The 15,383-nt window shown below is 45.5% G+C and carries 12 protein-coding genes; 4 read left to right on the forward strand and 8 right to left on the reverse strand.

The genetic code is table 11. The features are described 5' to 3' along the window. Positions 1-56: 56 nt before the first annotated feature. Positions 57-179 (reverse strand): hypothetical protein, encoded by a 123-nt coding sequence (locus WKT17_RS06885; RefSeq protein WP_264293467.1) that lies wholly within the window; start codon positions 177-179, stop codon positions 57-59. 139 nt (positions 180-318) lie between these two features. On the opposite strand from WKT17_RS06885, the gene WKT17_RS06890 reads away from it, so the two are divergent. Further along, positions 319-960: a YesL family protein gene (locus WKT17_RS06890; protein ID WP_294579799.1), complete on the forward strand. Its 642-nt coding sequence runs from the start codon at positions 319-321 to the stop codon at positions 958-960. Beyond that, a complete protein-coding gene (locus WKT17_RS06895) occupies positions 950-1,657 on the forward strand; it encodes a FadR/GntR family transcriptional regulator (RefSeq protein ID WP_173749238.1) in 708 nt (235 codons plus the stop codon). The genes WKT17_RS06890 and WKT17_RS06895 overlap by 11 nt, the downstream gene beginning before the upstream one ends. A 72-nt stretch (positions 1,658-1,729) precedes the next feature. Here the strand turns inward: WKT17_RS06895 and WKT17_RS06900 are convergent, their stop codons facing one another. The 5 genes from WKT17_RS06900 to WKT17_RS06920 all read right to left on the reverse strand — a co-directional run bounded on the left by WKT17_RS06900 (position 1,730) and on the right by WKT17_RS06920 (position 8,452). Then, a complete protein-coding gene (locus tag WKT17_RS06900) occupies positions 1,730-2,077 on the reverse strand; it encodes a hydrogenase maturation nickel metallochaperone HypA (RefSeq protein WP_173749237.1) in 348 nt (115 codons plus the stop codon). Positions 2,078-2,093: 16 nt separating this feature from the next. Then, a complete protein-coding gene (locus tag WKT17_RS06905; RefSeq protein ID WP_298060372.1) occupies positions 2,094-4,847 on the reverse strand; it encodes an FAD-dependent oxidoreductase in 2,754 nt (917 codons plus the stop codon). 27 nt (positions 4,848-4,874) lie between these two features. Then, positions 4,875-5,918, reverse strand: coding sequence for a DUF5692 family protein (locus tag WKT17_RS06910; protein WP_298060371.1), 1,044 nt, complete (start codon positions 5,916-5,918; stop codon positions 4,875-4,877). A 48-nt stretch (positions 5,919-5,966) separates the two neighbouring features. After that, positions 5,967-6,641 (reverse strand): hydrogenase nickel incorporation protein HypB, encoded by a 675-nt coding sequence (gene hypB, locus WKT17_RS06915; RefSeq protein ID WP_173749234.1) that lies wholly within the window; start codon positions 6,639-6,641, stop codon positions 5,967-5,969. A 281-nt stretch (positions 6,642-6,922) separates the two neighbouring features. After that, entirely contained in the window at positions 6,923-8,452 is a 1,530-nt protein-coding gene (locus WKT17_RS06920) for a beta-glucuronidase (protein ID WP_294462128.1), read from the reverse strand. Between the two features lie 163 nt (positions 8,453-8,615). On the opposite strand from WKT17_RS06920, the gene WKT17_RS06925 reads away from it, so the two are divergent. Then, positions 8,616-9,878, forward strand: coding sequence for an AraC family transcriptional regulator (locus tag WKT17_RS06925; protein ID WP_291681127.1), 1,263 nt, complete (start codon positions 8,616-8,618; stop codon positions 9,876-9,878). Positions 9,879-9,995: 117 nt separating this feature from the next. Beyond that, positions 9,996-11,543, forward strand: a complete 1,548-nt coding sequence (locus tag WKT17_RS06930) for an ASKHA domain-containing protein (RefSeq protein WP_291681126.1) — start codon at positions 9,996-9,998, stop codon at positions 11,541-11,543. 85 nt (positions 11,544-11,628) lie between these two features. Here the strand turns inward: WKT17_RS06930 and WKT17_RS06935 are convergent, their stop codons facing one another. Together WKT17_RS06935 and WKT17_RS06940 are read right to left on the reverse strand one after the other, a co-directional pair. Further along, positions 11,629-13,179 (reverse strand): glycoside hydrolase family 31 protein, encoded by a 1,551-nt coding sequence (locus WKT17_RS06935; RefSeq protein ID WP_291681125.1) that lies wholly within the window; start codon positions 13,177-13,179, stop codon positions 11,629-11,631. A 14-nt stretch (positions 13,180-13,193) separates the two neighbouring features. Next, positions 13,194-15,377: an alpha-galactosidase gene (locus tag WKT17_RS06940; protein ID WP_291681124.1), complete on the reverse strand. Its 2,184-nt coding sequence runs from the start codon at positions 15,375-15,377 to the stop codon at positions 13,194-13,196. Between the last annotated feature and the right edge of the window lie 6 nt (positions 15,378-15,383).

Raw genomic sequence — 15,383 nt, forward strand, 5'->3', positions numbered from 1 at the left:
GGAAAAATGTTATTTATTTGTGCATATTGCGTAATTTTTTGTCATCTTTTTCTTTTTCATGCGTCTTTTTCCCAGTATATTTTCTTTTTTCCTTTTTTTAATAACCGTTTTTCTTTATCTCCTTCATCATTTTCCCCTATACTTTTGTATTCATTGCAACTTTTCTTCCATTTTTCCATAAATACCTTCTCATTTTTCCATATTTTTCTTTCTGCCCGCTCTTCCTTTTACTTTTACAGGAGATTTTCTTTGCATTTCCCACGGATTAATGCTAGAATACCTCATAGAATTTATGGCTTTTGCCGGAAAGGACCGCTTATGAATTTACTGAACGAAGAAAATCCCGTCCATATTTTTCTCAACAAAATCGGAGATATTATCATTGCCAATCTGCTGTTTATCCTGTGTTGTATTCCCGTTATCACCATAGGGCCTGCTCTCACAGCCCTTTACCACTGCATGCTCCGCACAGTAAAAGGAAACAACAACGGGACGGTCAAAACGTTTTTTCGGGCTTTTAAGGAAAACTTTATCCAGTCCCTGGTTGTCTGGCTCTGTCTTCTGGCAGGCGCGCTGATATTGGTTTTAAATATAAACTTTCTGCAAAGCAGCGCCAGCCCGGCAGCAAACGTACTTTTTTATGTTTCACTGGGAATTGCAGGACTTCTCATTCTCTTTTTCCTGTACATTTTTCCGGTCATCGCCGCCTTTGCCAACACAACTCTGAATCTGGTGAAAAATGCTTTCGTCTTTGCCTTTATGCATTTTCCCTCCACTCTGGCCATTGCGGTGCTTTCCATTTTGCCTATGTATATGACTTATCAGGATTTGAAACTAATGCCCCTGTATGCCTGCTGCTGGTTTTTCTTCGGATTTGGGCTGACTGCTTACATCAATTCCCTTTTGTTTTACCGAATGTTTAAGCCATTTCTGGAAAAGGAGGATTCTCATGGAGTTTGAAAAAATCAGTTCTCCCTCTCTTCGGGAACTTTTTGTACAACAATTAGAACAGATGATTTTATCGGGAAAACTGCCTGTAGGAGAAAAGCTGCCCCCGGAACGGCAGCTGGCCCAGGAAATGCAGGTCAGCCGCGCTGTAGTAAACGGCGGCATTTCTGATTTGGAAAAGAAAGGATTTCTGGTGGTGAAGCCGCGAAGCGGCACTTATGTGGCAGATTACAGGAGAAACGGCACAGTAGAAACCCTGCTGGCTATTATGAACTATAACGGCGGGCGCCTGCGGGAAGAAGAGGTACGCTCAATTCTGGAAGTCCGCATTGCCCTGGACACCCTGGCTGCAACCTTGTGCGCAGAGCGTATCACAGACGAAGAAATTGCCTCTCTGGGGGAAATCGTAGAACGTCTGGGCGCTGCTCAGACCATCGACCAGGCCGTGCGCGCTGCCTATGACTTCCAGCACGAATTTGCCCTGCTCTCCGGAAACACCCTGATTCCCCTGATTTTCTGCTCCTTCAAAGTAGCGGTGACTTCCCTGTGGGAACGCTTCTGTATTCTGTACGGCATACCTGCTCTATACGAAAACACCTATAAACTCTGGACTTTTCTAAAAAACCGGGACCTAAACGGCGCCGTTTCCTGGATAGACAAATCCGTAAGAGAAAGCATTGACGGAAACAGAAAGATTTACTACGAATAACAAAATCGAACTTAACGCAACAGGCTATCACATGCAGAAGCAATGCGATAGCCTGTTGTTTTGTATTTTTTATCAGCACCCGCTGATTTCCTTTATTAAAAATTCATTTCCCTGCTGCAGGTATGTGTGCTCGCTGCCGCAGAAAGGGCAAATCTTGCCGTGCTCTACCGTGGGATACGTTTTTTCACAATCCTCACAGTAAGTCACTGCCGGAATCTGTTCTACCACAAGAGCACTGTCTTTTAATATTTCGCTCCTCTTCTCCACGGCCCATTTCCAGCAGTTCCGGAGATAGGATTCCACCACACCGGAAACCTCTCCAATCTGAAGAGTGACCGCCTCTATTTCTGTAAGCCGATTCTCTTTCGCCGCTTCCTCCACAGTTTTTATTACATGGAAAACAACTCCAAGTTCATGCATGATTTCTTCCTCTGTCTTATTTCTTTTTGGAGAACTTAATCTTAATAGCCTGCTTTGCCCCGTATGGAAGAATGTATTTCAGCTTGTCTTCACTCTTTCTCATAGTGCTGCACTCCGGATTTTCCCGGTACAGGTGAATAGCGTCAAATTCGCACTTTGTAGTACAGATGCCGCAGCCGATACATTTGTTTTCATCTACTACGGAAGCGCCGCAGCCCAGACATCTGGCCGTCTCTTTTTTCACCTGTTCTTCGGTAAAGCTCTGCCTTGCTTCCCGGAAAGAAGTTTTCCGGTCAATATTCTTATCATATCCCGGAGTCTGACGGCTGGAATTGTCGTACTCTTCCACCAGAACATCCTGCTTATCAAGTTCCACAAACTGTCTGCGGTTTCGTCCGATAGTCAGACTGCTGTGAGGCTGCACAAAGCGGTGAATGGACACGGCGCCTTCCTTTCCTGCTGCAATGGCATCAATGGCAAATTTCGGTCCTGTATACACATCTCCGCCCACAAAAACATCCGGCTGCGCGGTCTGATACGTCACAGCGTCTGCCACTGCACCGTTTCCTCTTCCCAGTTCCACTTTCTCATTTTTTAACAAATCGCCCCAGAGAATACTCTGGCCTACGCTCATAAACACATGGTCACATTCCACGGTCATGGTTTCACTTTCGTCATACCTGGGGTTAAAGCGGCCGTCCGGATCTTTTACGGATACACATTTTTTGAACACAATACCCTTCACTTTGCCGTTCTCTGTGAGAATTTCCTTTGGTCCCCATCCACAGTGAATGGATACCTTTTCTTCCTCTGCTTCCTGAATTTCTTCTTCGGATGCAGGCATCATCTCCCGACTCTCCAGACAGTACATGGAAACGCCGTCTGCACCGCAGCGCATACTGGTTCTTGCCACATCAATGGCTACGTTTCCGCCGCCTACAACTACCGTTTTGCCGGAAACCGCATAGGTATTATCTTCGCCTGCAGCCCGCAGGAAATCCACCGCTGTCATCACTCCGTCTGCGTTCTGTCCCGGTATACCCGGCAGCCTTCCGCCCTGACAGCCAATAGCAATGTAAAATGCCTGATACCCCTGTGCGCGAAGTTCGTCCAGAGTAATATCCCTTCCCACTTCTACACCGGTTCTGATTTCTACGCCCATTTCTTTGATAATATCAATTTCTGCCTGCACCACGTCTTTTTCCAGCTTGAAAGAAGGAATTCCATAGACCAGCATGCCGCCGGCTTTCTGATTCTTCTCAAAAACGGTAGGCTTATAACCTTTTTCAGCCAAATAGAACGCACAGGATAATCCTGCCGGACCGCCTCCGATAATAGCGATTTTTTCCGAAAATTCTCCTTTCAAAGAAGGCACGACTTTCTTCGGTATGTATCTGGTCTCTGCCTTTAAATCCTGTTCCGCAATAAAACGCTTCACTTCATCAATAGCAACAGCCTCGTCAATGGTTCCTCTGGTACATGCGTCTTCACATCTGCGGTTGCAGATACGTCCGCACACTGCCGGGAATGGATTTTCCTTCTTAATCAGTGCCAGCGCGTCTGTATATCTTCTCTGTGCCGCCATTTTCAGATATCCCTGAATGGCAATATGCGCAGGACAGGCGGTTTTGCACGGCGCGGTTCCGGTGTCATAGCAGTTGATACGGTTTTTGTCCCGATAGTCTTCTGTCCACATATGGGGTCCCCAGGGAACCTGGGAAGGAAGTGGCTGCTTTGGATATTCTACTTTACTGCCGTCCTTTTTACACAACTTCTGCCCCAGTTTCACTGCGCCTGCCGGACAGTATTCCACACAACGTCCGCAGGCCACGCAGTTTTCTGTTTTCACATGGGCCACATAAGCGGAACGAGACATATTCGGCGTATTGAAAAGCTGGGAAGTACGCAGAGCATAACACACGTTTACATTACAGTTGCAGATAGCGAAAATCTTATTTTCTCCGTCAATGTTGGTAATCTGGTGTACAAATCCGTTTTCCTCTGCCACTTTCAGAATGTCCATAACTTCCTCTCTGGTAATGTAGCGTCCTCCTTTATTGGTTTCCACCACATAATCTGCCATATCTCCCACAGCAATGCACCAGCCTTCCGGGTCGTCTGCACAGCCCTCGTCAAAGGTTTTGCGGGAACGGCGGCAGGAACAGGGACTTGCCGCATATTTACCCTCGTATTTGTCCAGCCAGTGAGAAATATGTTCCACAGACACAGACTGGTTTTCCATCTGAATTGCTTTTTCCACAGGAATAACGTGCATGCCGATACCCGCTCCGCCGGGAGGCACCATATGGGTGATTTTTTCCAGAGGCACACGGCTCATACGCTCAAAGAACCGTCCCATCTCCGGATGTTCCCGCAAAATATCCTCGTTCATGTTTGCAAATTCTGCACTGCCCGGCACAAACATAGGAAGCACATACTGCTTTTCGTGCCTGGGATTTTCCCAGTTGTATTCAATGACACCGTTAACTGCCAGTTTCTGCAGCATATCTTCCAGATATGTCTTATCTTTTCCGGTGATTTTTACCATATCTTCAAGAGTTCTGGGTTTGCGTTTTCCCATTTTTAAGGCAATTTCTGCCATTTCGTCCGTACACAAAGCGGAAAGCCCGATATATTCCGGGGATTCCTTTGTGATTTTCTCAATACCAAGTACAACAGGGGCTCTGTCTGTAATCATTTTTGCCAGTTTGGCAACAGGCTCCCGAAACGGTTCTTCCGGGTGCGGATTAGGAAACAGGGAATCTGCCATAGTTCAATCTCCTTCTTCATATCGTTTTTATTCTTTCTCTGCTCTTGCCATAGCAAGTTTGAAATCTCTCTGGTCTGCAAAAATTTCGTTTGTGTAAGGGTTCTTTTTCTGCTCTTTGGCCCGTTTGATAACCACAGCAAGACAAATCACATTTGCCGCCAGCGCCAGAATCGCAATGACCCCCTGCATAGTTGGATTCACTGCTGTCGGGCGGACCGCTGCGTCCATAACGCCATCCTTATACAGCACCGGAAGCACCGCAAATTTCCCCTGCTCCTGGAACAATGGGAACACCTGGGCAAACATACACCACAGCGCCAGTGTGTTGGCACGATTCTGAATCCAGCCCCCCTTATTCCACAGCATAGCCGCAAAAGTCGGCGCCAAAAGCAGGGCTACACCGCAATACCAGGTGTGTGTGGGCAGATTGTTATAGGTATAGGCAAAATTCCAGATGTCATAAGCAACAATAAAGCACCAGGTCATATCCGGCCACAGCATATCGTGTTTCTTTTTGGAAACGTAAATTCCCATCCAGCCAGTCATACAGAAAATATTGAGAATTCCCGCAATACCATTGACCCAGTTCCACCAGCCGCCGTAAAGCCATACATTTTCAGAGGAAAGCCACCAGCGGTCCCCCTGAGAAGCCAAAGCCATGGCGCCGCGGACACCGGATTCAAAATCACTGCCTACAGCAATGAGAATATTAATTGCTACAATTGCAAAAGGGAACACCTTAAACCATTCTTTTTTTCCGATTCCCCAGCGATACTTTAACATCATAAAACCAATACAGCCTGCCGTTGCCGCATAGAGTTTGGCATAGTGGAACCAGCCGTTCATATGTACATAAGTGTCATTGTTCAGTGCCCATTCGGCGCCGTTTGCTGCGCCAACCTGAATAGCAATAAAATAAACCGTCAGCGCTGCCGGAAGAATCAGGAAACAGAAAATTCCTCCCACCTTGGAACGGCGCGCGATTTCATTGACTAAAATCAGACATACAAATACCATGAGCCAGCCAAAAAGCTGCCAGCCCGCATTTTCTCCGTAAATTTGAAACAACATTTGTCTTACCCTCTTTCTTTTTCTATTACTTCTTTATCCTTTTGCTTTTTACTGTCCCTTTGTCCAGTCCGCTGTTTCCCGGCGCAGCCAGTCTGTCCATTCGTCAAAGCCTTCCCCGGTCTTTGCCGAAATCGGAATTACCCTTGCCTTTGGATTTCGCTTCTGAATATACGCCCTGCATTTTTCCATATCAAAATCAAAATAGGGCAGCACATCTGTTTTGTTAATCAAAACTACATCACACACGGAAAACATCAGGGGATATTTCAGTGGTTTATCATGTCCCTCCGGCACAGACAGAATCATGGCATTTTTACATGCGCCTGTATCGAATTCTGCCGGACATACCAGGTTGCCCACATTCTCCAGCACCACCAAATCCAAATCTTGTGTACCGAATTCCAGAAGTCCCTGCCGGGTCATATCCGCGTCCAGATGGCACATACCCCCGGTATGAATCTGGATAGCCTTTGCCCCGGTTTCCAAAATGCTCTGCGCATCCACATCTGAATCAATATCTGCCTCCATAACACCGATTTGCATTTCCTCCTTCAGCATGGAAATCGTTCGCTTTAGCGTACTGGTTTTCCCTGCCCCCGGAGACGACATCAGATTCAGCAGAAAAGTTTTCTGCTCTCTGAGCGTTTCCCGAAGTCTGGCCGCGTCTGCAGCATTGTCCTCAAAGATACTTCTCTTGACTTCAATTACCTTAAACTCTTTCATTCTTTCACCTCACCTTCCAATCTGGTTATACCAGAAGATTGTTATTATTTTATCATTATATATTCTGCTTGTGTTTTTGTCAATCTTTCCGCTTATTTTGGGTGATTTAATCGGTATTTAAGCGTATTTATAAAAAATTTGGGATTTCTTTGACATTTGGTATCTGGTATATCCAATTCCAAAACAGAAGATGTACAAAAAACAGCCCCTTCCGGGAAACAAGCATTTCTCCTTCGCCTGTTCACCCGGAAAGGGCCTTTACATGAAGTGTCTTTTCAGTTTTATAAAACGATAAATGCACAGGAACCTGGCGCTACTTCCAGCATTCCCTCTGCCTTTACCGGGTCCATAGCCGGAACTTCATTGTTCTCGCCCAGTACCAGCGGAGTTCCGTTTAAGGTCATAACGGAAGCTCTCATATTGCCGCCTTCCCCGGCCAGCATGTAAACTTCCGCTTCTTTTGGAAGTTCTACCTGTGTTGCTTCTTCCAGACTGTTGTTGATAACCAGATATACCAGCCCTTCTTTTCCGTCCTTGCGGCTGTGTGCATATACATGAGCACCGTAGCGTACCGGTTCTTTTGTATCAAATACAGTCGCTCCCATCAGACGATTCCAAAGGAGTACGGCAAAGTAATTTGGTCTTGGATCAAAAACTTCTCTTGCAAGAAAACCGTAGTCACTGCTTGCCAGTGTATTGTGGAAAATCACACCGTTTGTAATGGTGGAAAATCCAGCCAGTTCGTTCAGAGTTCTCATAACATCCAGGTAAGTAGATGCCCAGGTATCCCCGCCGCCGCCAGCGTCTCCGGATTCTGTTACCCACATCTCAGCGTCCGGTACATACTTGTCACGCAGAGGTACATAAGTGCGGGCAAATTCCATAGCGGTTGCCAGATACTCCTCACTGTTGGCCTCAGATGCGTCCCAGTGTGCGCTTGGCATTACGGATGCAAGGCGCTCAGATACTCCGTTGTAATAATGGTAGCTGAATACGTCCAGTGGTACTTTTGTACCTTCCATTAAATCTGCACAGTCACAGGTTTCTTCTGCAATCTGCTCTACGCCGCCTGCGGTTTTGTCACTGCTGCCTTTTCCGAACTGAATGTTATCTCCGCCAGTGGTGCTTGGTCCCACACAAATACATTCCGGATAATTTTCTTTCAGCCATGCAAAGAATAAATCCTGGTCTCTTCTGTAATCTGCCGGTGTGTATCCCTTCGGGAATCCTGTATCCGCCATCATGTTCGGCTCATTTGCAAACTCTGCCGCGTCAATAGGCACACCATATTCTTTACTCAGTCCAAACAGTTTCTCTGCTTCCACCGGTGTCCATGGCTCGTCTGCACTGTGCAGTCCCGGACAGTTGGCAACAGACACAATCAGTTTTGCACCGATTTCTTTTACAAAATCCAGAACACCAATCCACTGTTCTTTTGTCAGCACATTTAAGTATCCTTCCGGAACTTTTCCGTTGGTGGTTCCGTCAAAATCATAATATGTTTTTGTTGCCCAGGTGCCGGACACACGCACCCATACCGGTCCCAGTTCCTTTGCCAGTTTGCGCAGTTTTTCGTCATACAGATTGATCGGCGCATATACCTGCATCAAATCCCGGTACATCGCTGCAATTCCCTCTGTGGTAGGTTCTACATAAAACTCCTCTGTACCTGCAATCTGTCCCGGTGTGTAGGCTTTCCAGAAGGTTCCTCCTGTTACCTCTGCAAATTCTACATTATAGCTCATTAACATGGGGTTCATCTGGCGAAGTGCCTGCAGTCCGCCAACTTCCAATTTGATTCTTTCTGCCATTTTACATACTCCTTTCGCAACGGTTTTATATTTCTTATATTAATGGCTTTTCCTATTTTCTGTTAGTAATATTTTTATTTATTCCATGATAATTTTTATATATACTTGTATTTTACTAAATATTTTACGATAATATAAGAAAATTTTTCTATGGAGGAATGTTATGTTTTACGATGCAGAATTTGCTTTTTTGAAAAATCTTCTAAAAAACCTATACATCAACTTCACGGTCATAGAGGCGCCTGCAAGCGGTATCCCCCATACTCTGCCCGTTTTTGACCTGGGACTTCGCAGCCTGCTCTATAATGAAAGAGATTATACACGATTTCTCACACCTGCCCTGCAGCGTCTGAATACCCCAAATACGATTTTCCGCATACAAGACCAATATATGTGCAATTACATCTGCATGCAGCTTCCGGATACACAAGACAAATTTTTATACCTGCTTATCGGTCCTTATGTAAACCATAAAATAAATCGGCAAACGCTGTTGAATTTTGCAGAAGAATTATCCCTCTATCCCAAGCAATTCACTCAGATAAACAAGTACTATTCCGACCTGCCCTTTTTAACAGACGAGGAAACGCTGTTTGCAATCACTACCACTTTTGGGGAAAAAATCTGGGAAAACACGGAAAACTTTTCTGTAGAATACATAGAAAACACACTGACAGAACGTGTGGTTCCGGTGACCTCAGACTCGGATTTCCGGGAACCGGAAGAAGCTTTTCTCAGTATACAGGTTCTGGAGAAACGCTATGCCTCTGAAAACCATCTGCTTCACATGGTTTCCCAGGGACTTATGCACAATGCAGAAACAGCTCTTTCCAGCAACAATTTTCTCCTTTTAGAGCAGCGGCTGGCCGACCCGGTGCGAAATATTAAAAATTACTGTATTATTCTGAACACACTTTTGAGAAAGGCTGCAGAGCAGGGGGGTGTACACCCTTTGCACATTGATAACCTGTCCGCAAAATTTGCCCGGAAAATTGAACAGATTACTTCCCCCGACGGCGGTCCGGCTCTGCAAAAAGAAATGGTTCACAAATATTGTCTGCTTGTGAAAAACCATTCCATGAAGGGATTTTCTCTCCTTGTACAAAAAACACTCACCCGGATTGATTCGGATTTGACTGCGGATTTAAGCCTGAAAGCACAGGCCAGGTTTCTCAATGTAAATGCAAGCTATCTTTCTACTCTGTTCAAGAAAGAAACAGGTATGACGCTCACGGATTATGTCAACAAGAAAAGAGTTGAAAATGCGGTATTTCTTCTGAATTCTACTTCTATGCAGATTCAGAATATCGCGCAGTACTGCGGGATTGCAGATGTGAATTATTTTACGAAAATTTTCAAAAAATATATGCACAGGACGCCTAAAGAATACCGACAGGAACTGGCGCAGGTCAATCGAAGGCGGTAGGGCTTCATTTCCCTTGACTTCTTCCCGGAAGATATGCAAAATAGAGATATAAATAATTATCTGCACTGGAAAAACGACTGAAATAAATGACTGAAATAAATGACTGGAGGAAAACCCATGACTGGATTATGCCGAAAAGAATATCTGGAACTGATACCGCCTACAGAAGACGACTCCCGTTCCGCACAAGTACGCGTTTCTGACGCACTTGCCAAACTGAATGAGCCTATACATTTCTCCGTAAAATCTCTGCGTCAGCTTTCCGCTGTCTGCCAAACGGCCGACTGGAAAATCACCGTCTCTTTAAGCTGGGACGGCTCTCAGTGGCTTATTACAAATCTGGAAGCCGGAGATACCACTTCTGTACTCTATGGACTGGCTGTGGATTTAGGCAGTACCACCGTTGTATTGCAGTTGGTCGATTGCCATACAGGAAAACTTCTGACCCAGGAAAGCGTAAGAAACCACCAGCGGGATAAAGGGCTGGAAATTCTGTCCCGGATATTTTATACCAAAGACCGCCCGGACCACCTGGAAGAACTGCGGCTGCTGACTTTAAAAAGCATTCTGGAGGGCATGGAAAATATTAAAAAACGCACAGATATCGACGTATTCCAGTGCGGCGCCATGGTAATTTCCGGCAATAATGCCATGATTCATTTTCTCACAGGATTAGACCCACTTCCCATTTTTGCCTCTCCCTATGCCGTATGGGCAGACCAGCTTGGATTTTGCCCTGCTTCTGATTTGGAACTGCCCCTTTCCTGCCCCGTATATCTGGTTCCTGCCAGAGCCAATTATCTGGGCGGCGATATTATAAGCGGTCTTATGGATGTCAACATTCAGGAAAAAGAGGGGATTCAGGCATTCTTTGATGTGGGGACAAACGGAGAGCTGGTTATTGGCAATCGGGACTTTCTCCTCTGCGGAGCAGGAGCTGCCGGGCCTGCCCTGGAAGGGGGAGCCGTACGCACAGGTATGCGGGCAGCTGAAGGCGCTGTAACCCAGGTGCGGCTAAATCATGGAGAATTTACTTTAACTGTTCTAGGCAACGTCCCGCCTGTAGGAATCTGCGGATCCGGAATTGTAGATTTACTCGCAGAATTATATCTCAATGGCTGGGTAGATAACAGAGGAAAACTGATACCGGAAATGTCAGATAAAATTGTTTGGCAGCCCAACGAACAGGAATATGCTGTCTGCTATGGGCCAAAACTCTGGTTTTATGAAACGGATATTCAGGAGTTTCTGAAAGCAAAAGCCGCTGCCAGCACCATGGTACAAATCCTGCTGCAGCAAATAGGCTTAACCGTGGACGATGTGGAAAATTTCTACATGGCAGGAGCCTTTGGACTTCATATCCATAAAGAATCCGCAGTTACCGTTGGTATGTATCCCGATATTCCCCGGGAACGTATCCATCAGACAGGAAACACTTCTCTAAACGGTGCCGTCAAATTACTTCTGAACCGAAGCCTGATAGAAAAAATCCCGGACCTTTTATCTAGAATGACGTATGTGCAGTTTGGCGCTGTAGAAAACTTTCTGCACGAAATGGTGGCCTCCACAGCTATTCCTCATACCAACTTAGAAGCTTACCCTACAGTAGAAACCGCCCGAAAGCTTCGTATGGCTGAGAATGCAGCGGAGAAAACTTCGGGATAACCCTATATAAAAGATTAAAAACGCAGGGTATCCACATCACACAACGCATGGATACCCCGCATTTCCTATTTTGACTCTTTGTTTTCTACATTTCTATATCAGTCTTTTCATCCTTTTTTATGACATCTATGCTTTCCAGCACCAAAAGACCTCCTCTGCTGTCCAAGACCTGTTCTTCTCCATTGCTTTCCAGAATTTTATCCTCCAGTTTCCACCTTCCCCGAGGAATCCGCACAGAACGGGATGCTGCTCCCTTTTCCGTCACCGGCGCCACCAACAGTTTATCCCCTATCATAAACTGATTCATGGTCTTTTCCATGCCCTGTCCCGGAAATACATATTCCATATGGCGCACTACAGGCTCTCCTGTTTCATAAGCATGCTGAACAGTTTCCAAAAGAACAGGCAGATATTTCTCCCGCACCCTCATGGCCGCCAGTACCTTTTCATAATCTTCTTCCCCCAACAGCCTCCACGGTGCCGCAGAAAACTGCATGACCGGCATCAGCGCGGCAATTTCACAATATCTGACAAACAATTCTGCATCAAAGTATTTCCCACTGTTTTCCTGAAAACTAATATACTCACCGCCTCCAATCATATCCGGACTGCCAAAAGGATGACCTGTCATTCCCTGAAGCAGCATACCGGGAATCAAGCCTCCTACTCCTCGTTCATCCCAGGTATGGTGTTTATCGCATAGACGCTGCATAAGAGAATATCCGCCCGTCTTAAAACAAACACGAAGTTCATTAAATGCATACTGCTCTCCAAAAGCCGCCCATAACCTTGAAAGTTCATCCGTATTTGCTTTTTTAAAAAGCCGGTCTCCCTCTGTATAGTAATAAGAATCTCCTGCATCAAACTTAAAACCGTCAATTCCCATCTCCTGCAGGACATCCAGCTGCCCTTTCAGCCATTCCAGCGCTTTGGGATTAGTTAAATCCAGTGCTGCAGAATATCCATTCCACCATTCCAGAATTCTTGGCTTCCCTTCCGGTGTCTCTATTAACAAATGCCTGTCTCTGGTCTCCCGGTATTCTACGGTATCAGGAGTAATAAACGGACAAATCCAGAGCATGACCTGAAATCCCATTTCATGAAGTTCTTCTATCATCTTCCTGGCTTCCGGAAAATTATCTTTACGAAACTGCCATTTTCCGTAATAAGGAGACCATCCGTCATCAATCATTACAATTCCTGTCGGCAGCCCATGCTCCAAAATTCCTCTGGCATAATCCAGAATCCTGTTCTGCTCCTGATAAAAAGTCATTTCTATCCAGGTGTTGTAAACAGGAGCCTCAAAAAATCTTTTAGAAAGCCGAATTTCATGGAAAGGAAAATGCTGTTTCATAGCTTCCAGATACGCCCCTCTTAAAGAACCGTATCCCTCCTTTAAAAGGATTTCACAGTCCCCCTCTGCCTGAATCTTTCCTTTGTGAAACTGAATTTGAAAACCTTTCTCACTCCATATATATCTTCCCTTTGTGGAAAGAAACAGCGGCATTATCTGATTGGCTGTGGGATTTTCTCTGAAATCCCATACCACGGAATCTTCTGCTCCAACAGGTTGTCTGTAGCTCTCATACACTGCGCCGCCATACCAAAATTCATTTTCCAGAAATTTTGTCTGCATATTATCTCCTGCTCCTATTCACACGCCGTCAGATGAATCTGCACTGCCTGGTAATCATCACCCATAACCGGAATCGGATAACCTCCGTTCATCAGTACTGCGCCTGAGAATTTTTCCTGACTTCCATCTATCTGATACAGCCTGTCTGCTTCCAAGCCTCTTGCATATACCGTGTGGAAAATCGGATTCGCCTTTGTTCTCAGCACTACCACATTCAGCAAGGCTTCCTTTTTGTCTGCTGAAACGAATTCCCATGCCACAAACGGTGATTTCCTTCCGTCATCCGTAAGACGGTAATAATCTCCATTCTGAATCAGGTCGTAATATTTCTTAAATTCTTCAATCTGTTCTTTCACTGTCTGTTTATCTTCTTCTGACAGCTTTGTGATATCCAGTTCATAACCAAAGGTTCCTGCCATAGCCACAACTCCCCTGGTTTTCATGGACACGCTGCGTCCTGTCTGATGGTTCGGGCATACCGACACATGAGCACCCATGGTGGAAACCGGATACGCAAAAGAAGTACCATACTGTATTTCCAGCCGTTCCACTGCGTCTGTATCATCGCTGCACCAAATCTGCGGATGATAATACATCATGCCTGCGTCGAATCTTCCGCCTCCGCCGCTGCAGCCTTCAAACAGCACATTTGGAAATCTTTGTGTGATTTTTTCCAGAAAATCATACAGTCCCAGGATAAAGCGGTGGAACACTTCTCCCTGGCGTTCTGCAGGCAAAAGCGCAGACCATACATCTGTTAAATGCCGGTTTGCGTCCCATTTCACATACTCAATATTGGAGCTTTCCAGAATTGCACACATCTGGTCAAAAATGCAGGTTCTTACATCTTCTCTGGAGAAGTCCAGCACCAGCTGCTGTCTGCCTCTGGTTGGAGCTCTTCCCGGAATCTGCAAAGCCCAGTCCGGATGTGCCCGGTATAAATCACTGTCCTCTGAAATCATTTCCGGCTCAAACCAGATACCGAATTTCAATCCGATTTCATTTACTCCGTCTACCAGCTCTTTCAGCTTTCCTCCCAGTTTCTTTTCATTGACAAACCAGTCCCCAAGCCCGCTGACATCATCCTCTCTCTTGCCAAACCAGCCGTCATCCATAACCAGCATTTCAACGCCCAGTTTTTTTGCTTCTCTGGCAATATCCAAAAGCTTTTCTGTATTAAAGTTGAAATAAGTAGCTTCCCAGTTGTTAATCAGAATGGGACGGCGTGCCGTCTTATATTTTCCTCTGCATATATGATAACGAATAGCTTTATGATAATTCTGAGACAGTTTTCCAAGTCCTTCTGAAGAAAAGCTAAGCATCACCTCCGGTGCAGTAAAGGATTCCTGGGGCTGAAGTTCAAAATTAAACTGCGCGTCATGGATTCCCATCGTCATACGAGTACAGTCTGCCTGTGTTACCTCTGCCTCTGCCGCAAAGTTTCCGCTGTATACAAAAGAAGCGCCGTAACAGTTTCCATGGTCTTCTCCGGCATTATGCGAACATAATATCACAAAAGGATTGTGCTGATGACTGGAAAATCCCCTTCTGCTGCCCACACTCTGGAGTCCGTGATGAAGAGGTGTCCGCTCCATAATTCTTTCCATAGCGTGTCGTCCATAGAAATGTACAAAATCCATATCTTTGTTGTTAAAATCCAGGCACATAGAGTAAGCTCTCAAAAGATTTACCTTATCCTCGCCTTTATTCACAATTTTGCAGGCTCTTGTAATGACGTCCAGATTTTCAAACACACCGTAATATAAAATCACTTCCAGATTTTTGTATACGTCCTGCAGCACCACTTCCAATGTCTGCACATTTTCGTCTCCCTGGTACATGGCAGGCAGCCCTTCCAACCCATACTTTCCTTCTTTTATTTCATGGGAGACATATTTTAAATCCGTCACCTGACTGCCGTCTGCATAAGCCACCCGCAGACAGTCATTTCTGAAATCTCCGGTCCCGTAAGAAGGATATTCCAAAAGCTGCGTATCCAGCGAATATCCCTTATCCGTAATTCCATCGGGATTTCCGGAAAATCCCCTGTCAATACATCTGGCCAGGTAAGACATATCCGAATCCCCCACATAAGGTCCATAATATGTATGAATAAGAAAATCTCTGTCTACCTTCATCTGATAAGTAGAATGTTTGGTGTGAAGAGAAAATATCTGATTATTACAACTGATTGCCATTTTTCT

This window comes from Blautia sp. HCN-20427 (genome assembly GCF_037890365.1).
Taxonomy (GTDB): Bacteria; Bacillota; Clostridia; order Lachnospirales; family Lachnospiraceae; genus Blautia.